Genomic DNA, 23,450 nt, shown 5'->3' on the forward strand with positions numbered 1-23,450 from the left:
CGTTCGCCTATTCGGACACGACATAGGTGTAGAAGCGGACGCGGCCGGAGTCGTCGATCTCCTTGTAGATGCCCTGGACTTCGACCTCGAAGCCGGGGAACGCATTGAAGCTCGCCTCGAACATCTTGAGGTAATCGATCATCGGCTTGCTTCGTTCCGACAGCCGCTCGCCGGGCACGATGGTGGCGATGCCGGGCGGGTAGACCACGAACGGCGTCGCGGCGACGCGGCTGAAGATCTGGTCGATCGGCAGGTAGTCGACATCGTTGCGGATCAGATATTGTGCGGCCTGGCGCGGCGACATCGCGATCTCGGGCAGGTGCTCGGGCAGGAATTGCCTGGCCTGCAGCGTGCTGACGCCGCCGTCGCGGAAGAAGCGGTGCATGTCGCCGCAGAGGTCGCGCAGCCGCACGCCGCTATAGCGTTGCGGGCGGCGGCGGAAGAATTCGGGGATGACGTCCTCGATTAGCGCGTTGTCGTCGTGCAGCTTCTTGAAGGCGACCAGCCCCGACACCAGCGTGCCGGCCTTGCTGGCCTCGACGCCGGGCGTCAGCAGGAACAGCAGGGAGTTGAGGTCGTTCTTCTCGGCGACGATCTGGTTCTCTCGGAGATATTGCGCCACCACCGGCGCGGGGATGCCGTGATCGGCGTAGGCGCCGGTGGCGTGATCGAAGCCCGGCGTCAGCAATGTGAGCTTGTTCGGGTCGGTCATGGCGAAGCCCGCGGTCAGCTCGGGGAAGCCGTGCCAGGTTTCGCCGGGACTGAGCTGCCAGTAGGACGGATTGGTCGCGAGCTGGTCGGTCGAGATGGTTTCCCAGGCGACATTGTGCGCGCCGTTCTCGCGCGCGACGTCGGGGATCTTCACACGGTCCGGCACGAACGGCTCGAAGAACCAGCGCCGCTCGGGGCGCGTCTCCTTCTCCTCGAACTCGCGCTTCACCGCGCGGATCTTCTTGCGCAGCTCGATGCCGAGCCGGATCGTGTCGTCCCACAAGACTTCGCCCGAGCGCCCCTTCATCATCTGCGCGCCGACATCGAGCGAGGCGAAGATCGGATAGAACGGCGAGGTCGAGGCGTGCTGCATGAAGCTTTCGTTGAAGCGGCGGTGTTCGACGCGGCGCTTCTGGCCCTTGATGTGGCGGTCGCGGATGTGGATCTGCGAGGCCTGCGAGAAGCTCGCGAGCTGCTTGTGGGTGGATTGGGTCGCGATGATGCCGGGCGCCTCGGGGCCGAGATCGGACAATCCCATGGCGAAGCGGCCGGAATAGATCGGGTGGAATTTCATGAAGCCGGCCCAGGCCTCGTCGAACAGGATATAGTCGCAGAGATGGCCGATCCGCTTGAGGATCATCTCGGCCGAATGGATGGTGCCGTCATAGGTGCACTGCTCGACCACGGCGACGCGGAACGGACGCTCCTTCCTCCAGGCGTTCTCGTCCCGCACCAGCGGATGCTTGCGGATGTGATCGCGCAGCGTGCCCTCGTCGAGCAGGTCCCAGCGCATCGGTCCGATCAGGCCCCAGGCGTTGCGCACCGTCGGCACGTACACCGGGATGCCGCCGCCGATCAGCAGTGCGCCGTGATGCGCGGCCTTGTGGTTGTTGCGGTCGAACAGCACGAGGTCACCGTCGGTGACCAGCGAGCCGAGCGCGACCTTGTTGGAGGTTGAGGTGCCGTTGAGCACGAAATAGGTCTTCTCGGCGCCGAAGATCCTCGCCGCCTCCTTCTGCGCCCGCAGCGCCGGACCCTCATGGGTGAGGAGGTCGCCGAGGTCGAGCACCGAATTGTCGAGGTCGTCGCGGAACACCGCTTCGCCGAGATGTTCGACGAACACCCGCCCGATCGGGCTGCGGCTGTAGAACACGCCGCCATTATGGCCCGGGCAGGTCCAGAGCTGGTTGCCTTCCTCGGCATAGTCGACCAGCGCGCCGAAGAACGGCGTCTTCAAGTTCTCGGCATATTGCTTCAGCCTGGAGATCAGGTTCTTGGCGATGAAGGGCGGGGTTTCCTCGGACAAGAAAACGTAGCCGTCGATGAAGTCGAGCACCTCGACCGGCAGGTCCTCGAACCGCTTGCGGCGGATCAGGAGGATGATCGGGAAGTCGAGGCCGCGCCGGCGCATCAGATTGATCAGCGCCGCGGTCTTGCCTTCAAGGCCCTTTTTGCCCCAGTCGACCACCATGCAGCCGATCGCGGCATCGGTCTGCACCGCGATCTCGGCATCCTCCAGCTTGCGGGCGCGAACCACCTCGAAGCCGGAGCGCTCGATCTCGGCGATGATCTGATTGAAGCGGATGCCCTCGAGGTCGTCGGCCTCGAACACCGGCGCTGCGAACAGGAAGTTGAAGCGTTTGAAATAGTCCATGCGTGTCCCCGAACTGGTCCGGCGCTGACGTGTCGGCACAATTCATGACAGGCAGATGACAATGGGGTGGATCGAGGATCGAATACGGTGTTGGGGACGCAATCCCTCACTGCACGGCGTCAGCCCGTGGATATTCGAGCTGCATGGCGACGAAGTCCGCCGTACCACGGCCATAGCGTGTCTCGATCCCGGCAAGCGCCCGGTCGATTGCCTGCGCGGGCGGTGCGGTTCCGACCGCGGGCAGCAGTCCATCTGCGGACCAGGCCGACGCCACGACCTGCGGATAGACGCGCAGGCCGTTGCGGGTCGTCACGGCGTCGCCGGTCGCGGCGAAGGTCACGGCGTGCGAGCGATAGGTGCGCGACCAGCTGTCGGCGACCAGCGCCAGCGAGACCTCGTCGACGCCGGGAGCAAGCGCGAGGCCGAGCTGTTCCCGGTTCCAGAACGCCAGCGTGTTCTGGATGGCGGTCAGCGCGAAAGGACGGGTGAACTTGAAGGCGTTGCTGTCATGCCGCGCGTCCCAGCCGGGCAGGCCGATCTCGCGGGCGACGGCCTCGGCCCTGGTGCGGCCGGCGATCGCCTCGATCAGGGTTAGCGACATCGGCATCGACGCCGAAATCCCCGTCGTCGTCGCGACGCCGTGGTCCGCCACGATGCGGCGGTCGGCGACGTACCGGATCTCGGGATGTTTGTTGCGCCAGTTCTTCAGGTAAAACCAGTGCGTGGTGGCGCGCCTGCCGTCGAGCAGGCCGGTCGAGGCGAGCACCTTGGCGCCGGCGCAGACGGCGACGATCACAGCGCCTTTCTCCGCCTGCTGCCGGATCCATTGCATGACTGTGGGATCGTCGTCGCGGCTCATCGCCGGCACGATGACGTAGTCGGCGCCGTCGGGATGTGCGGCATCGAATGCGGCGATGGTCGCATCGGGCTCGACCTTCAGCACCGGGAACAGCGCGACCGGACCGGGTCCCGTCGCCAGCGTGACGACATCGGCAACATCGGCGCGCTTGAGGATGCCGTAGGGCATCAGATAGTCGGTGGTCTCGGTCATGTCGTTGATGCCGAGGATCGCGATCAGCGGTCGCGCCCGCTTCGGCGGCTTCAGCGCCGCGAGCGTTGCATCCTGCTCGGCCTTGGCGATCGGAGGCGGAACCCGGAACGCCGATGCGGCGGGCAGGGTGAAGAGCCAGATGCCGCCGATGATTGGAACCAGCGCGGCAACGGTGATGCCGCTCCATGCGAGAAGCCGCCAGGTCATGATGATCGATCTCAACGTATCCGCGTGCCTCGCCCGGCACGCAAGCTACTCGCCGGTCACGTCGACCAAAACGGCGAAATTCCCGCAAAAACGGACATGCCAACAACGCGGCTCAAACGCGTAGCCCGGACGAGCCGCAGCGACATCCGGGGCCGGTGCTTCCCCGCATGCCGCTCCGCCCACGCGGGCTACGCGACGCGCTCAGTAGACGAGGTTCGTACCCGGCGGCTTTTCCAGTGCCGCCGCCAGCGTCCGATACTCATCGCAGTCGGTGCCACAGATCTCGGCGATCCGCTGCAGATGATACTGCGCCTGGTCGCGGTTTCCCTGTTCGATCTGCCACAGGCCGTAGTAGTTCCACGTCAGGACGTGGTTCGGATCGGTCTTGAGCGCACGTTCGTACCAGACTTGCGATTGCTTGTAGTCGCCGAGCTTGCGATAGGAATAGCCGATCAGGTTCGCGACATCAGGACGATCATCGCGGCCGAGTGCGTGCAACTGATCGATCGCGGCGGCGTAGTCGTTGTGTTCGTAGATTGTCGCATAGGCCGCGCGATAGCCCTCGCGGAATGCCGGATCGTCGAAGTTGGACTGCTTGGCGGGCTTTCTCTTCTGCGTGGTCCTCTTGTCCTTCTCCTGGGGATAGGACGGCGCGGGAGTGCCGTAGCTCGACCCGTATGGGTCGCCACCACCACCGCCGCCGCCACCTCCGCCAGCCGCGATGGCGGTCTGCGGTGGGAACAGAATGATCGGCGCTGTCAGAAATGCCGCAAGCATCATCGGTGACTTGATCATGGACACCTCCCGATTTGACAAGGACAGTCATTGGCCTGAAGCACTAACTCCCGATCGCGAGAGACATTCCGCGCGTTCCGAGAAATTGTTTGCCGAAGCGGCAATCGCACTGTCTCTTCGGGACGTCGCGCTTTCGCGTGCACGCTGGCTGAGTGTTTTGTTGGCGCCATCGGACATCGGAGTCGAAACTAACATCGGTGTTAGAATCGCACTCAAATGCTCAATGGCCATCTGCACCCGCGGCAAGAAGGACGATCGATGATGAAGACGGAGCTCGCCGAGATCTACCGGAGCTACATCGCTTGTTTGAATCGCCAGGACTGGCCGCAACTCGGTCGGTTCGTTGACGAGGATGTGTGCCACAACGGCCGGCGGCTCGGATTGTCCGGCTATCGCGAGATGCTGGAACGGGACTTTCGCGACATCCCGGACCTTCGCTTCAACATCGAACTGCTGGTGTCGGATGCGTCTCATGTCGCGAGCCGGCTGGCGTTCGACTGTTCGCCGAAGGGACGATTTCTGGGCCTCGCTATCGACGGCAGACGCGTCTCCTTCGCCGAGAACGTGTTCTACGAATTCCGCGACGGGAAGATCGTGCAGGTCTGGTCGGTGATCGACAAGGCTGCGATCGAGGCCCAGCTGTAGCGGCGGAGCTGAGCGTGATGCGGTTACTTCCGCTCCAGATGCCAGGCGCCGTCCCAATCGGCCGCCGGCGGATCTTGCCTGAAGGCTGCGACGCGCGCCTTCATGGCGATCGACGGGCCGTCGCCGGGCGCCGCCGCCAGCGCCGCGGCGAAGGCTTGCTCGGCGTCATCCCAGCGGCGGTCGCGATAGGCGGCGAGACCGTCCGCGTAACGCTGCCGCAATTCTGTCTGCGCCGGCGTCAGTTCGTCCTTCTTGCCGAGGATTTCGAACACCGCGACCGGCTGGGTTTGCCCCATCACGACGAGACGATCGATCTCGCGGAGCTCGATCGTCGCCGCGCAAGCGGCCGCGGTTGCATCCGAGATCAGGCTGCGGCTGCCGTAAAACTTGTTGGCGCCTTCCAGCCGCGAGGCGAGGTTCACGGTGTCGCCGAGCACCGTGTAGCTCATCATGAACTCGGAGCCGATGCTGCCGACCAGGGCCTCGCCGGTGGCGATCCCGATCCGGATGTCGCAATCGGCCGGGATCACCCGCACGCCGAGCAGTTCGGGCAGATCCTTGCGCAGCTGGTTGACCTGGCCGATCATGTCGATGGCGGCAAGCGCGGCCAGATGGGTCTGCTCGGCTTCCTCGACGAAGGGCGCACCCCAATAAGCCATGATGGCGTCGCCGATATATTTGTCGATGATGCCGCGATGCGCATGGACCGGCGCCGACATCGTCGACAGATAGAGGTTCATGATCTTGACGAGGCCGCTCGGCGTCACGCCCTCGCTCAGGCTGGTGAAGCCCTTCATGTCGCAGAACATCACCGTCATGACGCGGCGCTGTCCTTCGGTCGCGGCGATCGCCGGCTGTTCGAGCAGGCCCTCGGCGATCCGCGGATTGATGTAGCGGCCGAACGTCTCGCGGATGCGCTGGTTGTGGCGCAGCGTCTCGATCATGCGGTTGAAGGCGGCCGACAGCTGGCCGATCTCGTCCTGGGTCGTGATGGTGATGGCGCCGTCGAGGCGGCCGGCCTCGACTTCGCGGGTGCTTTCGAGCAGGCGCATCACCGGACGCGTGATGCCGCTGCCGACCAGCATCGCGAACACGAAGCCGAGGATCGCGGCAATCGCGGTCACGACGCCGGAGATGATGATCGCCCGCTGCTGGGCACTCATCACCTTCGCGGCGGCCGAGGCGACCTGCGCCAGCATGTCGGAACGGATGCCCTCGATCCTGGTGTTGAAGTCGTCGCGCAGGCCGTCGGCGCGGAGCGTGGTCGCTTTCGCCGCCGCAAAGTCCTTGGCCTCGATTTGCTCGAGCAGCGTCTTGTTCTCTGCGTTCAGCCGCATCAGGAGATCGTTGACGGCATTGTCGATGCGGTCGTCGAGGCGTCCGAGCGCGGCGTTGTCGGATGGCGTCGAGGGATCGACGATGATCGCATCGATCAGCGTGCGCGCCGCGTCGGCCTCGCGCTTGATCAGGGGCTCGATCTCCTCGAAAGCCTTGCGCGCGCTTTCGTACCCGGAGTCCTCGGCCGGCGCCTGCATCTTCGCCATCATCATCCGGCGCATGGCGAGCGACCGCTCCAGCGCGCGGATGTTGACGCGGGCGAGGTGGCCATAGGCGGGGATGTAGCGGTTGGTGAGCTCGTCGAGGAGATGGCCGACCTGGCCCGCCATCACCATCGACAGCAGCGAGGTGATCACCGCGAGGATGATGAGTCCCGCGGCAATGCCGACGATCTTCTGCCTGATCGAATTTCGAAACATGCCCAGCCCGGCCGCAGCTGCAATGAGCGGGTCCACCCCGCCGTGGCGGCCAGACAGCTAATAGAGTTCCGCGGGGCGCGGTGCAAGGACCGGCGCCTGCCATCGCGTCCCAAGGCGGGCGCCGGCGGCTAGCGCAGGCCTTCGTAGACCATCAGGCCGCGGGCGATGGCGAGCTTGCGCAGGGTCCGCGGCACGAACCGCTCCTGGGGATGCAGGTAACGCCACGAGGTCAGCACCAGGTCGTGCAGCCGGCTGACGTCGTCCTCGAACGGGGCGAGCAGGCCGGTGAGGCTCGCCGGCATATGGACGCGGGCGGTGAAGGGCAGCAGCAGCAATTCCAGATGCGCCTTGGCGCCTGCCTCGGTCGTGGCGGTGATGCCGGCGATGGCCGGCAGGGTCTCTTCGACGACGCAGGTGATGATGTCTTCGATCTCGCCGCGGCTCTCGCCGGTGAACAGGGCGGAAAAGCTCCGGTTCTTGAGATCGCAGCCGAGCAGGGCGGAGGTGCGGGTGCCGGCGACGCGGAACGGAAAGCGGGTCTCGCCGTCATAGGATAGCACGAAGATGTCGGACAGGAGGTCGCGGACCGCGGACGGCTCGAACTCACTCCTCTCAGGTGCACGTGCGTTGCCGCGCTTCGCATTCCAATAGGCGAAGAACGCGCGGCTCGAGCTGTGTTTCATCTAAACCTTGCCCGGCGCCTGTCTCAGCGGGACACATCTGTCCCGGTTTTGCTCAGGCGCCTTCCCTTCTCTCTTGTGCAGGGAAGGCTGTGCAGCGTCCATGCCGTGGCCGCGCTTTGGCCGGCTTATCGGCAGGTTTGTGTCGTTAACGTAAATTTAACTATGCCCTTGGTGCCCGTGGAACCTGCGGGTAGGGTCCGCGCGTTCCCGTTCGCGCCGGCTGCCCCAAGCGTCGGTGCCGTTGGTACACAGGTGGCGTCAAACAGTTTGGTCACCGTGCGGGGAGGGGTGGGGATGTTCTCCCGATCCCTCCGGGGCACGAGAAGACCAGCCGATCAGGGAGGGCGTTCTCAGCGCCCTCCCTTTTCTTTTGTCCCGATTCCGCGCTGCGCGACACCCGGTGTCCGATTTCGGGATTGTGCACTTGCACAGGGGGGCGAAAGCCGCCTATCTCTGATCCACCGCCGCATCGAGGTCGCCGACCCCTTGGACTCCCATCCCGAATCCCCGCTCGCGCCGCCGCCGGAGGCGCCGCGCGAGCCGATCCTGACCTTGCCGCCGGCGCTCACCGCCTACATCCTCCTGATCGCGGTGATCCATCTGAGGGTGCTGCTGCCCCCGGAGCTGGAGAACTGGACCATCGACGTCTTCGGCTTCATCCCGAAGCGCTACGATTCGACGCTGCTCGATATCACCTTTCCGGGCGGCGAAGGCGCCAAGGTCTGGACCTTCGTCACCTATTCGCTGCTGCACGCCAACCTCACCCATATCGGCTTCAACGTGCTGTGGCTGCTGCCGTTCGGCAGCGCGCTGGCGCGCCGCTTCGGTGCGCTGCGTTTCTTCGTCTTCATGGCGGTGACGGCGGCCGCCGGCGCGCTCGCGCATCTGTTGACCCATGAGCACGCGATTGCGCCGATGATCGGAGCGTCGGCTTCGGTGTCGGGGACGATGGCGGCGGCGATCCGCTTTGCCTTCGTGAAGGGCAGCTTCCTCTCGTTCAGCCGTGGCGATGCCGAGGCGGCGGCCAGGGTGCCTGCGCTGTCGCTGTGGCGGGCGCTGCGCAACGGACGGGTGCTCGCCTTCCTGGCGATCTGGTTCGGCGTCAATATCCTGTTCGGCGCCACCTCGCTGTCGCTCGGCGGCGAGGGCGCGAGCGTCGCCTGGCAGGCGCATATCGGCGGCTTCGTTGCCGGACTGCTGTTGTTCTCGTTGTTCGATCCGGTGCCGCGCACGCGGGACGATGCTGCAGATGCGTCGTCGGTTGATCAGTCGGGGCGCGTCTGATCGCCGCTTGCGGGCTGGATCGAATTCCTCCATCATCTTTGCGAAGCAGAAACAAGGCGGGCCGACAAATCGGGCCCTGCTACTCACCGCGCCCCGGAACCGAAATCGGCGCGGAACTGTTGATTGAAGACTCTGGCGAACAGGCTCGGCTCCGCCCAAGGCGGGGCACGAACGGATTCAGGGAGGCCGACAATGACGGTACGTTCCATTCTCGATGCAAAAGGCCATCAGGTCATGAGCGTCGCGCCCGGCGCGAAGCTCTCGGCCGCGGTCAAGCTGCTCGGCGAGCGCAAGATCGGCGCGGTGCTTGTGATGGAGCAGAGCCGCATGGAGGGCATTCTGTCGGAGCGCGACATCGTGCGCGTGCTCAGCGAGCGCGGCGCAGGCGCGCTGGACGAACCGGTCAGCGCTGTCATGACCAGGAAAGTCGTGAGTTGCCGCGAGTCCGATACGGTCAGCGGCATCATGGAGATGATGACCACGGGAAAATTCCGCCATCTTCCTGTCGTCGAGGACGGCAAGGTGGTCGGGCTGATCTCGATCGGCGACATCGTCAAGCGGCGCGTGGAGGAATATGAGCGCGAGCAGGAGGCGCTGCGCGACTACATCAAGACCGCCTGAGTGCTACTTTCCGGTGCTGCCCGCGCCGCTCGACGGCGGCACCAGGATGTCGATCGCTTCCTCGATCGCGCTGATGGAGCGTTCGGCGGCGCGGATGCCGTGCGCGATCAGGTCGTCGGCGCGGTGGAAGTCGAACCAGCCGATCTGACCGACCCGCGGCGAGATCAGCATGTCCGGCGGATCGCCGGCAAGGCGTGCGCGGGTGATGCGGTCCTGCATGATGTTGAAGGCGTCGACCATGACGCTCGATATGCCGGGCCGGCTGGCGCTGCCGAAAAACTCCCGCTTCACGGTGCGTTCGGCGGAGAAGAAGCGGCCAAACCGGCGCTTCGGCGGCTCCGGCTCGAGCTCGGCATCGGCGGTCACCGCAACCGTCACCTCGGGCGCGGCCGACGGGCCGTGATTGTAGATCGTGGTCGAGTGCGCGAACACGTCGCTGGAGAGGTTCGCCGCAATGACGATCTCGGCGCCGAGCGCGCGCGCGGCCGAGACCGGCACCGGATTGACCAGCGCGCCGTCGACGAGCCAGCGGTCGCCGATCAGGACCGGCGCGAAGATGCCGGGCAGGGCGTAGGAGGCACGCATGGCGTCGACCACGCGGCCCTGGGTCAGCCAGATCTCGTGCCCGGTGCGCACTTCGGTGGCGACGCTGGCGAACTTGACCGTGAGGTCTTCGATCATGACCTGGCCCAGCGCGGCCTCGATCTCGGCGGCCAGCTTGGCGCCGCGGATCAGGCCGGAGCCGTTGAGGCGGATGTCGAGGTAGCCGAGCACGCTGCGCGGCTGCAGGCCGCGCGCCCACTGTTCCAGCGTCTCGATATGGCCGGCCGCGTAGGCGCCGCCGACCACGGAGCCGATCGAGGTGCCGACCACGACATTGGGGACAATGCCGTGGGCCAGCAGGGTCTTGATGATGCCGATATGGGCAAAGCCGCGCGCGGCGCCGCCGCCGAGCGCAAGCCCGATGACCGGCCGGCGAACCGTACCCAGTCCTACCTTGTCGGGGCCGTCGGAGCTCTTGTGGCCTCGGCCCATCCAGCTATCCAACACGACAAATCTCCTGCCAGCGGGAGACTAGGCCGCGCAGCATGGCTGCGCCAGCGTCGTCCGTCTTCATGGTTATTCCCACAGGCATGATTCATGCCCGGGTGGTCCGCGGTAGGCAGGGAATGTGACTGGACCGCGACGACAGGGCTAACATCGGCTTGATCGCGCGGTTCCAAAGGCGGACGCCCGCCCGCCCGGACTGTGACAAAGCCTTGGACGCCGCCTGGATCCCCTTGGACGAAGGCTTGAATTTGCCGCGTTTTCGTTGAAAAGCATGGTGATGACTTCGAGGGGCAACGGCATCGGCGGATGCGGGCGGGGCGTGCGGCTCCTTCCGCTGTTGACGCTTGCGGCATTTTTGCTGGCCCTGATCCCCGATTCCGTATCTGCGCAGTTCTTCAGCGACCGGCCGCCGCCGATTCCGCCCGCCTCGGTCCCGGAGGTGCCGTCCGGTCCGGCGCTCAACCTGGCGCCGCCATCGGGCGGCGGTTCAGGGCCCGTTCTGCCCGGCCCGCTGAACCAGCCGACCATCGTCCAGCCCTCGATTGCGACCGTGCCGCCGGTCGTAGCAGCGCCGCCGGCCGGTTCGCCGGCCGCCGGGCAGGCGGTGCTGTCGCTGACGGCGCGGTACGGCAAGGACCTGCCGGTCATCAATGCCGGGCTAGTGTGGCGGGTGTTCGCCGACAAGCCTGACGACAACGGTACCTACAAGCTGATCCGCGAAGAGCGCGGGGCGACGCCCAACGTGGTGCTGCCGCCCGGCAACTATGTCGTCCATGTCGCGCTCGGCCTCGTCAGCGCGGTGCGCGCCGTCAGCCTGAAGTCGGAGACCGACCGCGAGTCCTTCGTGCTGCCGGCCGGGGGCCTGCGGATCGAGGGCCGGGTCGGCAGCAGCAAGATCCCCGCCAACCAGATCTCGTTTGCGATCTACAAGGGCAGCCAGTTCGACGGTTCGGACCGTGGACCAATGGTGCCGAACGTTGCCGCCGGCGACGTCGCGCTGCTGCCCGAGGGCACTTACTACATCGTCTCCAACTATGGCGACGCCAACTCGGTGGTGCGCTCCGACATTCGCGTCGCGGCGGGCAAGCTGACCGACGTCACCGTCACCCATCGCGCCGCCGTCATCACCCTCAAGCTGGTCAGCGAGCGGGGCGGCGAGGCGCTGGCCAACACCGCCTGGTCGGTGATCACGCCGGGCGGCGACGTGATCAAGGAATCGATCGGCGCGTTCCCGCGCGTCGTGCTCTCCGAAGGAGAGTATCGCGCGATCGCCAAGAACGAAGGCAAGGTGTTCGAGCGTCCCTTCAACGTCGTCAATGGCGTCGATGGCGAAGTCGAGGTCGTGGCGCGCTGACGTCCGACCGGCCTGCATTTCATGCAGCTGTCATAGTTTCTAATGTGAACTAACCATCGCGCGAATTTGAGCCGTCATAATCGCTCGCGGCGATGCCAAGCCTGCCTATTTTTACACGACGTTAAGCCGCGGCATGACTTGGATGCCGTGGGGACTAGTGTTTGCGTGGGGCGCGCCATGGTCATGGCCAACAAGAAATCAGCAAGGGCATCGGCCAAATTCAATTCCGAGATGTTCGCCGACGTACCGGTTCTGCAACGCAAGTGGCAGGCCGCGGTCCGTCCCGGCGAAAGGCTGCCGCACTATGAAGACGTGATGCTCGGCAGTCTCGGCCGGCTCGCGGATCATATCGTGCTGCTGCGGAGCGTCGATGGCATGCTCGGCGTCTCGCACGCCGGCCGCTATGTCCAGACATGGCTGAACGACGAGCGCTGGGACATTCCGCTCAGCGCGCTGCCGCCGGATTGCGCCACCGCGTTGACCGAGGCTGCCGCAAACGCGCGCGAGAACTGCCGGCCCTATCTGGCGTCAGCGCATTGCGTCCGCGACGGGTTGGTGCGGACCTTCGATGTGCTGGCGCTGCCGACGCGGTCGCGCTGGGGCGGTATCCTGGTCGGCGTTTACGTCAACGAGCGCAATGCGCAGTACAATCTGCTCGATACGATTTTCTCGGCCGCCGACGAGGGCGTGCTGTCGCTCGCAGCGATCCGCGATGCGCGCGGCGAGCCGGCCGACTTCCAGATCGTGCATCTCAACCAGGGCGCCGCAAGGCTGCTGATGCAGCCTGCGACCGACTTGCTGTGGCGCCGGCTCAGCGCCGGCGGCAATCCGCTTGCGGCGCCGGCGGTGATGAGCCGTCTGCGTGGATTTGTCGGCGGCGGCCCGGGCGGGCAGTTCGAGATCGACAGCGGCGATCGCTGCCTCAGGCTTGGCGTCACGGCGTTCGGCGACATGCTGTCGCTGACCGTCTCCGACGTCACCGCGCTGAAGCAGCGCGAGCTGTCGTTCCGCCTGCTGTTCGAGAACAATCCGATGCCGATGTGGGTGTTCGACGCCGGCACGATGGAATTCCTCAGCGTCAACGACGCCGCCGTTCAGCATTATGGATACAGCCGCGAGAAGTTTCTCGGCATGACGCTGCGCCAGATCTGGCCGGTGGACGAGTGGAGCGTGCACAGCGCCGCGTTGCGCGAGATCGGCGACGTCTATCAATCGAGCCGCGACTGGCGGCACATCAGGGCCGACGGCAGCGAGATCCATGTGCTGACCTTCGGACGCAAGGTGGCGTTCGAGGGCCGCGACGGCTATCTGGTCGCGGTGGTCGACATCACGGAGCGCCGTGCCGCCGAAGCGCGGATCGCGCATATGGCGCACCATGACGGGCTCACCAATTTGCCGAACCGCGATTTCTACCAGGAGCGCCTGCGTGAGGCACTGGAGCGCGGCCGGAGCGGCAACAAGCGTGTCGCGGTGATGTGCATCGACCTCGACCTGTTCAAGAACGTCAACGACTCCTTCGGGCATCCGATGGGCGACCGGCTGCTCAAGCTGGTGGCGGAGCGGCTGCGGGAGGTGGTCCGCGACGACAATGTGGCGGCCCGCCTCGGTGGCGACGAGTTCGCGATCGTGCTTGCGGCCGACGTTTCGCCGAACGAGGCGAGCGCTTTCGCCGAACGGCTGATCGATGCGCTGAGCGCGCCCTACAACATCGACGGGCTCGAGGTCGTGGTCGGCGCCAGCGTCGGCATCGCGCTGTCACCGGGAGACGGCACGACGTCGGAAGAGCTGATGCGCAATGCCGACATGGCGCTGTACCGCGCCAAGTCGGAGGGCGGCGGCGTGCATCACTTCTTCGAACCGGAGATGGATCAGCAGGCGCAGAAGCGCCGCGACATGGAGCGCGATCTGCGCGCGGCCTTCAGCAATGGCGAGTTCGAGCTGTACTACCAGCCGCTGGTCGATATCGCGGCCGACCGCATCTCTGGTTTCGAGTCGCTGCTGCGTTGGCGGCACCCGCAAAAAGGCATGGTCTCGCCTGCGGAGTTCATCCCGGTTGCCGAAGACATCGGCTTGATCGTCGCGCTCGGCGAATGGGTGTTGCGCGAAGCCTGCTCCGAGGCGATCAAGTGGCCCGCCGACGTCAAGGTGGCCGTCAATCTGTCGCCGGTACAGTTCCGCAGCCGCAATCTGGTCCAGGCCGTGATCTCGGCGCTGGCGCATTCCGGCCTGCCGGCGCGGCGGCTCGAGCTCGAGATCACCGAGTCGGTGTTCCTGGCGGAGACCGAGGCCAACCTCGCGATCCTGCATCAACTGCGCGAGCTCGGCGTCAGCATCTCGATGGACGATTTCGGCACCGGCTATTCCTCGCTGAGCTATCTGCGCAGCTTCCCGTTCGACAAGATCAAGATCGACCGCTCCTTCGTCAAGGATCTGGCGCGGCGCTCCGATTGCCTCGCGATCGTGCGCGCGATCTCGGGGCTCGGCCGCAGCCTCAAGATCACCACGACCGCGGAAGGGGTCGAGACCACAGACCAGCTCGACTGGCTGCGCGCTGAAGGCTGCAACGAGGTACAGGGATTTCTGTTCAGCGCGGCGAGGCCGGCAGGCGAGATCGCGGAGCTGCTGAGCGGTTTTGCGGAACGGGCGTCGAAGGCGGCTTAATCGTTTCCGCGATCGTCAAATCTGGCAATAAGGATGGCCTTCGTAGCCCGGGTGAGCGAAGCGATACCCGGGGCCGAAGCCCCGCATGTCGCTGCGCTCATGCGGGCTACAGGGGCGCCCCCCGTCTAAAACCGCGTCACGAGATCCGACAAGGCCGGGCGCGGGCGGTCCTCGCTCGGCTTGGTCGGGGTGCCGATGTGAATGAGCCCGGCGAGCTTCTCGTCCGGCTTGAGGCCGAGGCCGTCGAGCACGTCGCGGTCGAAGGCGAACCAGCCGGTCAGCCAGCAGGCGCCGTAGCCGAGCGCGGTCGCCGCGGTGACGATGTTCATCGCGCTGGCGCCCGCCGACAATTCCTGCTCCCACGGCGGCACCTTCGGGTGCGGCTTGGTGAACGAGACCACGCCGATCACCAGCGGCGCGTCGGTCAGGCGCTTCTTCTCGATCTCGATGTCGGAGGCCGGCGCCCCGGGATTCTTCCGGGCGAAAACCTTTGCGATCACGTCGCCGGCCCGCGCGCGGGCATCGCCCTCGAACACGATGAAGCGCCAGGGCGCGAGCTTGCCGTGGTCTGGCACGCGTGCGCCGATCGTCAAAATGGTCTCGAGCTCGGCCGCGGACGGGCCCGGGCCGATCATCTCGCGCGGTTTCATCGAGCGGCGCGTCTTCAGGAGTTCAATGGCATCGGGCACGGAAAAGTCCTTCAAGGGGAGTCGTGCCCCCAAGATGGGGGCACGACCAGGCCAATGAAAGCCAGTTTAGACCGATTGTGAGGATCAGGCGACGGATCGCGCCCGCTTCACGTCGGGCGGCGTCGCCTCATCCACCAGCGCGGCGATCGCCTCATCGGTCGGCATCACGGTCTGCCGCTCGCTGCCGAGGCGGCGGACCGAGACCGAGTGGGTCTCGGCTTCCTTCTTGCCGACGACGAGCAGGGCCGGGATCTTGGCCAGCGAGTGCTCGCGGACCTTGTAGTTGATCTTTTCGTTGCGCAGGTCGATCTCGACCCGCAGCCCGGCGCGGCGCGCCGCGGCCGCCACCACCTTGGCGTACTCGTCGCCTTCGGAGGTGATGGTCGTGACCACGAGCTGGGTCGGCGCCAGCCAGAGCGGGAAGTTGCCGGCATAGTGCTCGATCAGGATGCCGATGAAGCGCTCCATCGAACCGCAGATTGCGCGGTGCACCATGACGGGTGCCTTCTTCGAGCCGTCGTGATCGATGTAGAACGCGCCGAACCGCTCCGGCAGGTTGAAGTCGACCTGGGTCGTGCCGCACTGCCAGTCGCGGCCGATGGCGTCGCGCAGCACATATTCGAACTTCGGTCCGTAGAACGCGCCTTCGCCCGGATTGATCTCGGTCCGGATGCGGTTGCTGCCCTTGGCCTTGATCTCCGACAGCACCGTCGCCATCACGCGCTCGGCGTGATCCCACATCTCGTCGGTGCCGACCCGCTTCTCCGGCCGCGTCGAGAGCTTGACCGTGAGCTCGCCGTCGAAGCCGAAATCGGCATAGGTCGACAGGATCAGGTCGTTGATCTTGAGGCACTCGTCGGCGAGCTGCTGCTCGGTGCAGAACACATGGGCGTCGTCCTGGGTGAAGCCGCGCACCCGCATCAGGCCGTGCATCGCGCCCGACGGCTCGTAGCGATGCACGACGCCGAACTCGGCGAGCCGCAACGGCAGGTCGCGGTAGCTCTTCAGCCCGTGCTTGAAGATCTGCACATGGCCCGGGCAGTTCATCGGCTTCAGCGCGAACCAGCGCTTGTCCTCGGCCTCGTCGCCGGCGGACTGCGCCGCGAACATGTTCTCGCGATACCAGTCCCAATGGCCCGAGGTCTCCCACAGCGCCTTGTCGAGGATCTGCGGGGCGTTGACCTCGTTGTAGTCGCCAAGCAGCCGGCGCCGCATATAGGCGATCAGCTGCTGGAAGATGGTCCAGCCCTTGGGGTGCCAGAACACCACGCCCGGGCCTTCCTCCTGGAAGTGGAACAGGTCAAGCTCGCGGCCGAGCTTGCGGTGGTCGCGCTTCTCGGCTTCCTCGATCTGCTTGAGATAGGCGTCGAGGTCTTCCTGCTTGGCGAATGCCGTGCCGTAGATGCGGGTCAGCATCGGATTGTTGGAGTCGCCGCGCCAATACGCGCCCGCCACCTTCATCAGCTTGAAGGCGTTGCCGATCTTGCCGGTCGAGGTCATGTGCGGGCCGCGGCACAGGTCGAACCAGTCGCCCTGGAAGTAGATCTTGATCGGCTCGTTGCCGGGAATGGCGTCGACCAGCTCGACCTTGAAGGCCTCGCCCTTGTCGCGGAACACCTGCTTGGTCTTCTCGCGATCCCAGACTTCCTTGGTGAACGGCTTGTCGCGCGCGACGATCTCGCGCATCCGCTTCTCGATCGCGGCAAAATCTTCCGGAGTGAACGGCTCGTTGCGGAAGAAATCGTAGTAGAAGCCGTTCTCGATCACCGGGCCGATCGTGACCTGGGTGCCCGGCCACAGCGACTGCACGGCTTCCGCCAGCACATGCGCGGCATCGTGCCGGATCAGTTCCAGCGCGCGCGGGTCTTCGCGGCCGATCAGCTCGATTTTGGCGTCGGCCTCGATTGGATCGTTGAGGTCGGCAAGCGTGCCGTCGAGCGCCATCGCGACGGTGCGCTTGGCGAGTGAGGGCGAAATGCCTTTGGCGATGTCGAGACCGGTGGTCCCTTTCGGGAAGTCGCGCCTCGCTCCGTCAGGGAAGGTGAGGGCGATCTTGTTCACGGGTTCTGCGGGTTTGAGGTTAGAGAGGCTGTACTGGAATCCGGATTCGGATTTGGGTGGCGTATCGGCCATGGTGTCTCCTGTAGCTCACTCCTGCGAACGAGCGCAGGTAAGCGGAAAGCAGCGGTATAGCAGGGGATTTGACGCCTGCAATCCGGCAATATCAAGAAAATGGGCCTCCGGCCGCACCGAATCGAGGGACGCTTGCCTGCAGCTGGCGCGTTGCGACGCTGCCGATCATCGTCTAACGTCCGGCGTCCATTTTCCCGCCATCGCGCGATCCGCAAGGTTCATGTTTTCCCGACTCCTGTTTTTCGTGGCGTTGCTTCTGATCCCGGGCGTGTTGCGGGCGGAAGAAACACCGGTCCAGAAGGCCGGATTTGCGAAAAAGCTGACCATCTATCTCGCCAAGGGACCGGCGAATGCCTGCGGCGCTGGTTGCGATCGCTGGATCGCGATCGAGGGCGAGATCGATCGGGAAGCCGCGCAGCGGATTCGCACCTTCCTCTTTCCGATCAAGGACCGGCAGCTTCCGATCTACCTTCATTCGCCGGGCGGAAACGTCGAGCAGTCCTATGGGATCGCGCGGTTCCTGCGCGCGCACAAGGCCATTGCCCGGGTCGGCCGTACCATCGTGCCGGCCTGTTCCACAGGCACGCAGGTCGACGCCGCCTGCCTGAAGATCAAGGCTGCCAAAGGCGAGGTCGAGGCCGAGCTCACCACGCGCAACGCGATGTGCGTGTCGGCTTGCGCCTATCTGTTCCTGGGCGCGACCAGCCGCGAAGTGGCGCCCGACTCGGTGCTCGCGGTGCATAACTCCAAGCTGATGTTCGTAATCCACGGGCATCCGCCGGCGCAGGTCGTCGCCGACTTCAGGCGGCGCGAGATGGTGAGCGCCGACCGCGACCGCAATGTCTTCCTCGCGGCGATGGGCATCAGCCATGAGCTCAGCGACCTCATCAAGTCCGTGAAGTTCGAGGACCTGCACGTGCTGACGCGGCCGGAGCTCTATCGATTCGGCATCGATACGCGGCCGCTGCCGGAAACCCTGTGGGCGGTGGAGAAGGAGACACGGCCCTATGTTCGCAAGATCGTGCAGCAGAAAAGAGCCGACGGCAGCTCGTTCCGCATGATGGAGTGGCGGCTGTTCTGCGAGAGCAAGGATCGCGGGCGGCTGATGTTCGTGCGCGAGTTCGAGGAGGGGGCAGCCGGCAAGAGCACGGTGGCGATGATGGCCGGCGCGACCAGGACCGTCGCATTCGGCCGGTCGGCGCGGTTCGGCAAATACGAGGTCTGGAGCGAGGCGGTGACCTCGGACACCGTCAAGGCGATGCTCGCGGCCCCGCATCTGCAGATCGGCGAAGGCGCGCCGGCAACCGACGGCAAGTCTGACGTCAAGTCTGACACCAAGTCCGGCCCTGCGACATTCGATATCGACACCACCGGGCTGGAGCAGGGGTGGACGCAGCTTTTGGCATCGTGCCCGGCGGCGACCGCCGGCCCGAAGCCTGCGAGCCCGTTGCCGGCTGCCGTGTCGCCGAGTGTCAGCGCCGTGCCGGCGGCGTCGCCGTCGCCATGAGCGCAAGGCGCGCGTTCGATCAGGTGTCATGCATTTAGATGCAGTTGCATTGATCTTGGAGTCTGCTAACAACGCGGCGTGAAACGCTTCGCTCCCACCGCATTGATGCTCGGCAACATCGTCACCGGCTGCTCGGTGCTGGCGCCGGCCGGCATGCTGGCGGAATTGTCCGATGGACTCGGCGTCACGATCCATACCGCGGGTCTCCTGATCACCTTCGGCGCGATCGTGCTGTGCGTGGGCTCGCCGGTGACGGCGTGGCTGACCAGCCGGATCGAGCGGCGGGCGCTGCTGACGGCGACGCTGCTGGTGCTGACGCTAACCAATGCGGCCTCCGCCTTCGCGCCGAACTACGACAGCCTCCTGATCATTCGGCTGGTGATGCTCGCGGTCGGCGTGCTCTACACGCCGCAGGCGGCGGGCACCGCGGCACTGATCGTGCCGGTGGAGAAGCGCGGCAGCACGATTGCCTACATCTTCCTCGGCTGGTCGCTTGCCGCCGCGATCGGGCTGCCGCTGATCACCTTCATCGCAAGCCGCTACGGCTTTCGCGTGACCTATGGCGCGATCGCGCTGACCGGGCTTGTGAGCTCCCTGCTGCTGTGGTGGCGGTTACCAGGCGGACTGCACGGCGCGCCGGTTGACCTCAGAACCTGGGTCGATCTCGGCCGTAATCCGATGGTCATTCTGCTGCTGTCGATCACGACGCTGCAGATGTCCGGCCAGTTCGTGGTGTTCACCTTCATGGGGCCGCTGCTGTCCAAATTGACCGGCGCCAATGCTGACGCCGTCGGGATCGTGTTCGCGCTCTACGGCATCTTCGGGTTCGTCGGCATCGCGATTGCAACGCGCGTGGTGGATTCCTGGGGCGCCTGGAAAACCTCGGTCCTGTTCACCGTGCTGCTGCTCGCAGGCGTAGCCGGCTGGGCGCTGAGCGCCGGCGCCTACGCCCTGATGGCCGCCTCCGTCGCGGTGTGGGGCCTCGGCTTTGCATCGACCAATTCGATGCAGCAGGTACGCTTGGTCGGCGCGGCGCCGGCGCTCGCTTCGGCGTCGGTCTCGCTCAATACCTCGGTGCTGTATATCGGCCAGGCCATCGGCTCCGCGATCGGTGGCTTGCTGTTCGCCCGCGAATGGCTGCACAGCGCAGGCTACGTGGCCACGGCCTTCGTCGCGGCGGCGCTCGCGGTCGTGGTCGTCACGCGGCCGCGACGGGTTGCGCAGGCTGCCGCAGCCGAGTGAGCTTCTCGTCGTGACGCGCTTCTCCGTGTGAATCGCGTCCGAGGTCGGGCCTCGGCTGAGGCGCCACTCTCCGACGCGCTGCGCGTCACCACCTCACGCTCTGGCTGGGCACGATGAACGCCGTCGTGCTCGGCTTGTTCGGATTGTGGGTGAAGTAGCCGTAGGCGGCGACGATGACGACGAGCAAGGCAAGCACGGCCAGCAAGTCGATCTGCCGAGGATCATGACCATTGTGGCTGATTTTCCAGCGCATTGTTGTTTCCTCCCCAAAGGGGCAACGAAACAATGCGCCAACAATCGTCACAGTTCCGCTGGGCAGCAATGCGCGCCGTGCTTGGACGTGCGGCAGCAACCGATCATTTGTCGTTGACGCCGCGTCAACCCTCGTTGACGCCGCGTCAGCCTTCGTTGACGCCGCGCCAGCGGCCATAGCGCCAGGGCAAGTACCAGCGTGCCCCGGGCGGCTTCGTCAGCGGGACATTATCGATCCCGGATGTTCCCCAGGGCTGGCAGCGCAGCAGCCGCGCCAGCGTCATCCAGCCGCCGCCCCACAGGCCGAAGCGTTCGATCGCCTCGTCGCCATAGACCGAGCAGGTCGGCAAATGCCGGCAGTTGTAGCCGACCAGCGGCGACAGCGTGTGCCGGTAGATCCAGATCACGGCGCGGCCGAAGTTGCGTGGCAGGCGGCGCATGGTGCTGGCACAGTCCATGCATCGTGGATGGTGTGTCGTTGAATGGTCTGTCGGCGGCATACGCAAGTATGTACGTAGTCTTGCGGGGGTTCCAAGCCGAGGAACTGTTTTGTTGCAGATATTTACGCCACAGTTCGTTATTATTGCACAGCACCGATGGCGCTGCAGCAAGGGCTCTATGGACGGTCCGGGTCAGCAACGCTACCGTTCCCATATGGCGCCGCTGACAGAGTCGTGGCGCATTGCCATGGGGCCATTGCCACCGCTCGCATCACCAAGGGCTTGGGGGAAGGAACCAAATTGAGGCTCGTCAAGTCGCTCTCGTTGCGCAGTTGGGCGCTTACCGGCGCTGTTGCTCTTTGCTTCGCAGCTTCCGGCACCGCCGCCATGGCGGGCGGTTCCGCGCAGGCCAATTCGACTCTCGAGGAGCGCAAGCTGCCGATGAAGTTCAGCTGGATCGCCTGCCAGCCGAATTGCCGAGGCTGGGTGTCCGCGGTCGGCATCATCACGGCCGATAGTCCGAGGGAATTCGACGAGTTCGCGCGCGGCCGCCAGCTCAACGGCGCCACCATCGTGCTCGACTCCAGCGGCGGCTCGGTCAATGACGCGATCGCGCTCGGCCGCCGCTTCCGCGGTCTCGGCGTGCTGACCACGGTCGGCACCAGCGTTGCCAATCAGGCCGCGCAAGGCGGCCGCGCGAGCGTTCTGCCGGATGCCTATTGCGAGTCGATGTGCGTGTTCCTTCTGCTGTCGGGCAAGACGCGCTATGTTCCGCCGGCCGCCCATGTCCGCGTGCATCAGATCTGGATGGGCGATCGTGCCGACGACGCCAAGGCCGCGAGCTACACCGCGCAGGACCTGATGATCGTCGAGCGCGATATCGGCCGTCTTGCCAAGTACACCTTCGATATGGGCGGCGCCGGTGATCTGCTGGCGCTCTCGCTCAGCGTGCCGCCGTGGGAAGACCTGCACGAATTGTCGGCTGCCGAATTGCGGCTGACCAACCTCATCACCACCGATGCGGTTGCCGACGTGCTGCCGCGGCAGGACAATAGCAAGGACAACGCAATTCCCGTCGCCGAGGCGAAGCCGAAGAACAACGATCGCTTCGTGAGCAGCACGATGGAGGGTGAGGCGCCACAGGCGGCGAGGGCGACCAAGACCGCCGAGGCCGTGGTGCCGACCGGCGGCAACGCTGCGCCCGCGCCGGCGCCGGTCCAGCCCGCGCAGTAAGAACGCACATTGTCGCGTCGTTCCGGGACACGTGAGCGGACCCGGAACCTCGAGATTCCAGGTTCGATGCTCCGCATCGCCCCGGAATGAGCTGACATGCAATCTTACGCCGGCTGCTTCGCCTTGGCCTCGATCTGGCCGATCGCATCGACCACGGCATCGAAGGTCAGCAGGGTCGAGGCATGTCGGGCCTTGTAATCGCGCACCGGCTCGAGCAGCGCGATATCGGCCCATTTGCCGCCCTGCGGGGGCTGGCCGTTTTCCTTCAGCATCTTGCGGACCGTCTCGCGCAATTCGCGCAGCTCGTCCGCGGTCGAGCCCACCACCTGGCTCGCCATGATCGAGGAGGAGGCCTGGCCGAGCGCACAGGCCTTCACGTCATGGGCGAAGTCCGTCACCACGGGACCATCCATCTTGAGGTCGACCTTGACGGTCGAACCGCACAATTTGGAGTGGGCGGTGGCGCTGGCGTCCGGGTCGGCCAGCCGTCCGAGGCGCGGAATATTGCCGGCCAACTCGATGATCCGCTTGTTGTAAATGTCGTTCAGCATGAGGACAGATGCCTGGTTCCGGCCGTGCCGGGCGCTCTTGGCGGCTGGGTTGCACCGCCCTATATATGGGCGGCAACGCCGGAAACATAGCCCGGCCATGCAGCCACCGCGGCCCACCTCCGCCGCGGCGGTGCTACAATAATGGGACTCAGGCGCCCGGCGGTTCGAGCCATCCGCCCCGTCTGCCCGGTGACACATCCGGACCAAGGTCAAATCCGAGGGCCGGTCGAACGGAGAAGACATGGACGCCTTGATCAAATCGATTCGCCCCAGCAAGCCGGCCGACGCCAAGCCCGGCGAGCTCGACCCCTCGGAATTCATGACGGCGGCCGTTCGTGCCGACCAGCCGCGCCCGTCGCGGGCGGAGGCGGAGGACGCCGTCAAGACGCTGCTCGCCTATATCGGCGAGAACACCAGCCGCGAGGGCCTGCTCGATACGCCGCGCCGCGTCGTCGAGGCCTATGACGAACTTTATCAGGGCTACCACCAGTGCCCGGCCGAGGTGCTGAACCGCACCTTCGGCGAGACCGCCGGCTACGACGATTTCGTCCTCGTCCGCGACATCGAGTTCACCTCGCAGTGCGAGCATCACATGATGCCGTTCTACGGCAAGGCCCATATCGCCTATACGCCGGTGGAGCGCGTCGTGGGTCTCTCGAAGTTGGCGCGCCTGACCGACATCTTTGCCCGACGTCTGCAGACCCAGGAGCATCTCACCGCGCAGGTCGCGGCCGCGATCGACGAGGTGCTGAAGCCGCGCGGCGTTGCAGTGCTGATCGAGGCGGAGCATACCTGCATGTCGGTGCGCGGCGTCGCCAAGCATGGTGCATCGACCTTCACCAGTCGCTTCACCGGCATGTTCCGCGACAATCCGGCGGAGCAGCAGCGTTTCCTGTCCCTCGTGCGAGGACCGAGCCGGTAACCTCGCAT

The 23,450-nt window shown here is 65.5% G+C and carries 20 protein-coding genes; 9 read left to right on the top strand and 11 right to left on the bottom strand.

Going from position 1 to position 23,450, the window contains the following annotated elements; all coding sequences use genetic code 11:
* Positions 1-7: 7 nt before the first annotated feature.
* The 3 genes from E2I15_RS02495 to E2I15_RS02505 all read right to left on the bottom strand — a co-directional run bounded on the left by E2I15_RS02495 (position 8) and on the right by E2I15_RS02505 (position 4,418).
* Positions 8-2,365, bottom strand: coding sequence for an Orn/Lys/Arg family decarboxylase (locus E2I15_RS02495; protein ID WP_137479937.1), 2,358 nt, complete (start codon positions 2,363-2,365; stop codon positions 8-10).
* Between the two features lie 106 nt (positions 2,366-2,471).
* Positions 2,472-3,623 (bottom strand): DJ-1/PfpI family protein, encoded by a 1,152-nt coding sequence (locus E2I15_RS02500; protein ID WP_137479936.1) that lies wholly within the window; start codon positions 3,621-3,623, stop codon positions 2,472-2,474.
* Positions 3,624-3,824: 201 nt separating this feature from the next.
* Entirely contained in the window at positions 3,825-4,418 is a 594-nt protein-coding gene (locus tag E2I15_RS02505) for a tetratricopeptide repeat protein (protein ID WP_137479935.1), read from the bottom strand.
* 258 nt (positions 4,419-4,676) lie between these two features.
* On the opposite strand from E2I15_RS02505, the gene E2I15_RS02510 reads away from it, so the two are divergent.
* Positions 4,677-5,063 carry an ester cyclase gene (locus E2I15_RS02510; RefSeq protein WP_137479934.1) on the top strand — a complete coding sequence of 129 codons (387 nt, stop codon included), beginning with the start codon at positions 4,677-4,679 and terminating at the stop codon, positions 5,061-5,063.
* A gap of 23 nt (positions 5,064-5,086) precedes the next feature.
* Here the strand turns inward: E2I15_RS02510 and E2I15_RS02515 are convergent, their stop codons facing one another.
* Together E2I15_RS02515 and E2I15_RS02520 are read right to left on the bottom strand one after the other, a co-directional pair.
* The gene (locus E2I15_RS02515) at positions 5,087-6,820 is read right to left on the bottom strand and encodes an adenylate/guanylate cyclase domain-containing protein (protein ID WP_137479933.1); all 1,734 of its coding nucleotides are present in this window, start codon (positions 6,818-6,820) and stop codon (positions 5,087-5,089) included.
* Positions 6,821-6,948: 128 nt separating this feature from the next.
* Positions 6,949-7,503, bottom strand: coding sequence for a PAS domain-containing protein (locus tag E2I15_RS02520; RefSeq protein ID WP_137479932.1), 555 nt, complete (start codon positions 7,501-7,503; stop codon positions 6,949-6,951).
* Positions 7,504-7,989: 486 nt separating this feature from the next.
* Between E2I15_RS02520 and E2I15_RS02525 the strand changes: the two genes are divergently transcribed.
* Together E2I15_RS02525 and E2I15_RS02530 are read left to right on the top strand one after the other, a co-directional pair.
* Complete coding sequence (locus E2I15_RS02525) at positions 7,990-8,787, top strand: rhomboid family intramembrane serine protease (protein WP_137479931.1); 798 nt, start codon at positions 7,990-7,992, stop codon at positions 8,785-8,787.
* A 192-nt stretch (positions 8,788-8,979) separates the two neighbouring features.
* Positions 8,980-9,408, top strand: a complete 429-nt coding sequence (locus E2I15_RS02530) for a CBS domain-containing protein (RefSeq protein WP_137479930.1) — start codon at positions 8,980-8,982, stop codon at positions 9,406-9,408.
* Positions 9,409-9,411: 3 nt separating this feature from the next.
* Here the strand turns inward: E2I15_RS02530 and E2I15_RS02535 are convergent, their stop codons facing one another.
* Positions 9,412-10,458, bottom strand: coding sequence for a patatin-like phospholipase family protein (locus tag E2I15_RS02535; RefSeq protein WP_028342694.1), 1,047 nt, complete (start codon positions 10,456-10,458; stop codon positions 9,412-9,414).
* A gap of 277 nt (positions 10,459-10,735) precedes the next feature.
* Here E2I15_RS02535 and E2I15_RS02540 point away from each other — a divergent pair, with 277 nt between their 5' ends.
* On the top strand, positions 10,736-11,812 hold the full coding sequence (locus E2I15_RS02540) for an RgsD C-terminal domain-containing protein (protein WP_137479929.1): 1,077 nt from the start codon (positions 10,736-10,738) through the stop codon (positions 11,810-11,812).
* A gap of 177 nt (positions 11,813-11,989) precedes the next feature.
* Positions 11,990-14,473, top strand: a complete 2,484-nt coding sequence (locus E2I15_RS02545; RefSeq protein ID WP_137479928.1) for a putative bifunctional diguanylate cyclase/phosphodiesterase — start codon at positions 11,990-11,992, stop codon at positions 14,471-14,473.
* 125 nt (positions 14,474-14,598) lie between these two features.
* Here E2I15_RS02545 and E2I15_RS02550 read toward each other — a convergent pair whose 3' ends face one another.
* Positions 14,599-15,162, bottom strand: coding sequence for a nitroreductase family protein (locus E2I15_RS02550; RefSeq protein WP_170991600.1), 564 nt, complete (start codon positions 15,160-15,162; stop codon positions 14,599-14,601).
* An 84-nt stretch (positions 15,163-15,246) separates the two neighbouring features.
* Positions 15,247-17,295 carry a threonine--tRNA ligase gene (gene thrS / locus E2I15_RS02555; protein ID WP_137479926.1) on the bottom strand — a complete coding sequence of 683 codons (2,049 nt, stop codon included), beginning with the start codon at positions 17,293-17,295 and terminating at the stop codon, positions 15,247-15,249.
* Positions 17,296-17,515: 220 nt separating this feature from the next.
* Between thrS and E2I15_RS02560 the strand changes: the two genes are divergently transcribed.
* Both E2I15_RS02560 and E2I15_RS02565 read left to right on the top strand, forming a co-directional pair.
* Positions 17,516-18,802, top strand: a complete 1,287-nt coding sequence (locus E2I15_RS02560) for a COG3904 family protein (RefSeq protein WP_137479925.1) — start codon at positions 17,516-17,518, stop codon at positions 18,800-18,802.
* Positions 18,803-18,907: 105 nt separating this feature from the next.
* On the top strand, positions 18,908-20,044 hold the full coding sequence (locus E2I15_RS02565) for an MFS transporter (RefSeq protein WP_137480012.1): 1,137 nt from the start codon (positions 18,908-18,910) through the stop codon (positions 20,042-20,044).
* A gap of 85 nt (positions 20,045-20,129) precedes the next feature.
* Here the strand turns inward: E2I15_RS02565 and E2I15_RS38615 are convergent, their stop codons facing one another.
* Together E2I15_RS38615 and yidD are read right to left on the bottom strand one after the other, a co-directional pair.
* Positions 20,130-20,297 carry a hypothetical protein gene (locus E2I15_RS38615; protein WP_016843922.1) on the bottom strand — a complete coding sequence of 56 codons (168 nt, stop codon included), beginning with the start codon at positions 20,295-20,297 and terminating at the stop codon, positions 20,130-20,132.
* 145 nt (positions 20,298-20,442) lie between these two features.
* Positions 20,443-20,754, bottom strand: coding sequence for a membrane protein insertion efficiency factor YidD (gene yidD, locus E2I15_RS02570; RefSeq protein ID WP_137479924.1), 312 nt, complete (start codon positions 20,752-20,754; stop codon positions 20,443-20,445).
* Positions 20,755-21,123: 369 nt separating this feature from the next.
* Here yidD and E2I15_RS02575 point away from each other — a divergent pair, with 369 nt between their 5' ends.
* Positions 21,124-21,969: a COG3904 family protein gene (locus tag E2I15_RS02575; protein WP_137479923.1), complete on the top strand. Its 846-nt coding sequence runs from the start codon at positions 21,124-21,126 to the stop codon at positions 21,967-21,969.
* Positions 21,970-22,073: 104 nt separating this feature from the next.
* Here E2I15_RS02575 and E2I15_RS02580 read toward each other — a convergent pair whose 3' ends face one another.
* Positions 22,074-22,520 (bottom strand): iron-sulfur cluster assembly scaffold protein, encoded by a 447-nt coding sequence (locus E2I15_RS02580; protein ID WP_028342685.1) that lies wholly within the window; start codon positions 22,518-22,520, stop codon positions 22,074-22,076.
* A 241-nt stretch (positions 22,521-22,761) separates the two neighbouring features.
* Between E2I15_RS02580 and folE the strand changes: the two genes are divergently transcribed.
* Entirely contained in the window at positions 22,762-23,442 is a 681-nt protein-coding gene (gene folE / locus E2I15_RS02585; RefSeq protein ID WP_137479922.1) for a GTP cyclohydrolase I FolE, read from the top strand.
* The last annotated feature ends 8 nt before the right edge of the window (positions 23,443-23,450 follow it).

Origin of the sequence: Bradyrhizobium sp. BR2003 (assembly GCF_009720285.1) — a bacterium.
GTDB classification, from domain to species: domain Bacteria; phylum Pseudomonadota; class Alphaproteobacteria; order Rhizobiales; family Xanthobacteraceae; genus Bradyrhizobium; species Bradyrhizobium elkanii.

Excerpts from the sequence above, each read along its gene's own strand:
- E2I15_RS02575 (WP_137479923.1), top strand. The coding sequence starts at position 21,124 with ATGGCGGGCGGTTCCGCGCAGGCCAATTCGACTCTCGAGGAGCGCAAG.
- E2I15_RS02565 (WP_137480012.1), top strand. The coding sequence starts at position 18,908 with ATGCTCGGCAACATCGTCACCGGCTGCTCGGTGCTGGCGCCGGCCGGC.
- E2I15_RS02540 (WP_137479929.1), top strand. The coding sequence starts at position 10,736 with ATGACTTCGAGGGGCAACGGCATCGGCGGATGCGGGCGGGGCGTGCGG.
- thrS (WP_137479926.1), bottom strand. The coding sequence starts at position 17,295 with ATGGCCGATACGCCACCCAAATCCGAATCCGGATTCCAGTACAGCCTC.
- E2I15_RS02530 (WP_137479930.1), top strand. The coding sequence starts at position 8,980 with ATGACGGTACGTTCCATTCTCGATGCAAAAGGCCATCAGGTCATGAGC.
- E2I15_RS02520 (WP_137479932.1), bottom strand. The coding sequence starts at position 7,503 with ATGAAACACAGCTCGAGCCGCGCGTTCTTCGCCTATTGGAATGCGAAG.
- E2I15_RS02580 (WP_028342685.1), bottom strand. The coding sequence starts at position 22,520 with ATGCTGAACGACATTTACAACAAGCGGATCATCGAGTTGGCCGGCAAT.
- E2I15_RS02495 (WP_137479937.1), bottom strand. The coding sequence starts at position 2,365 with ATGGACTATTTCAAACGCTTCAACTTCCTGTTCGCAGCGCCGGTGTTC.
- E2I15_RS02510 (WP_137479934.1), top strand. The coding sequence starts at position 4,677 with ATGATGAAGACGGAGCTCGCCGAGATCTACCGGAGCTACATCGCTTGT.
- E2I15_RS02545 (WP_137479928.1), top strand. The coding sequence starts at position 11,990 with ATGGTCATGGCCAACAAGAAATCAGCAAGGGCATCGGCCAAATTCAAT.
- E2I15_RS02515 (WP_137479933.1), bottom strand. The coding sequence starts at position 6,820 with ATGTTTCGAAATTCGATCAGGCAGAAGATCGTCGGCATTGCCGCGGGA.
- E2I15_RS02560 (WP_137479925.1), top strand. The coding sequence starts at position 17,516 with ATGTTTTCCCGACTCCTGTTTTTCGTGGCGTTGCTTCTGATCCCGGGC.
- E2I15_RS38615 (WP_016843922.1), bottom strand. The coding sequence starts at position 20,297 with ATGCGCTGGAAAATCAGCCACAATGGTCATGATCCTCGGCAGATCGAC.
- E2I15_RS02505 (WP_137479935.1), bottom strand. The coding sequence starts at position 4,418 with ATGATCAAGTCACCGATGATGCTTGCGGCATTTCTGACAGCGCCGATC.
- E2I15_RS02500 (WP_137479936.1), bottom strand. The coding sequence starts at position 3,623 with ATGACCTGGCGGCTTCTCGCATGGAGCGGCATCACCGTTGCCGCGCTG.
- folE (WP_137479922.1), top strand. The coding sequence starts at position 22,762 with ATGGACGCCTTGATCAAATCGATTCGCCCCAGCAAGCCGGCCGACGCC.
- yidD (WP_137479924.1), bottom strand. The coding sequence starts at position 20,754 with ATGGACTGTGCCAGCACCATGCGCCGCCTGCCACGCAACTTCGGCCGC.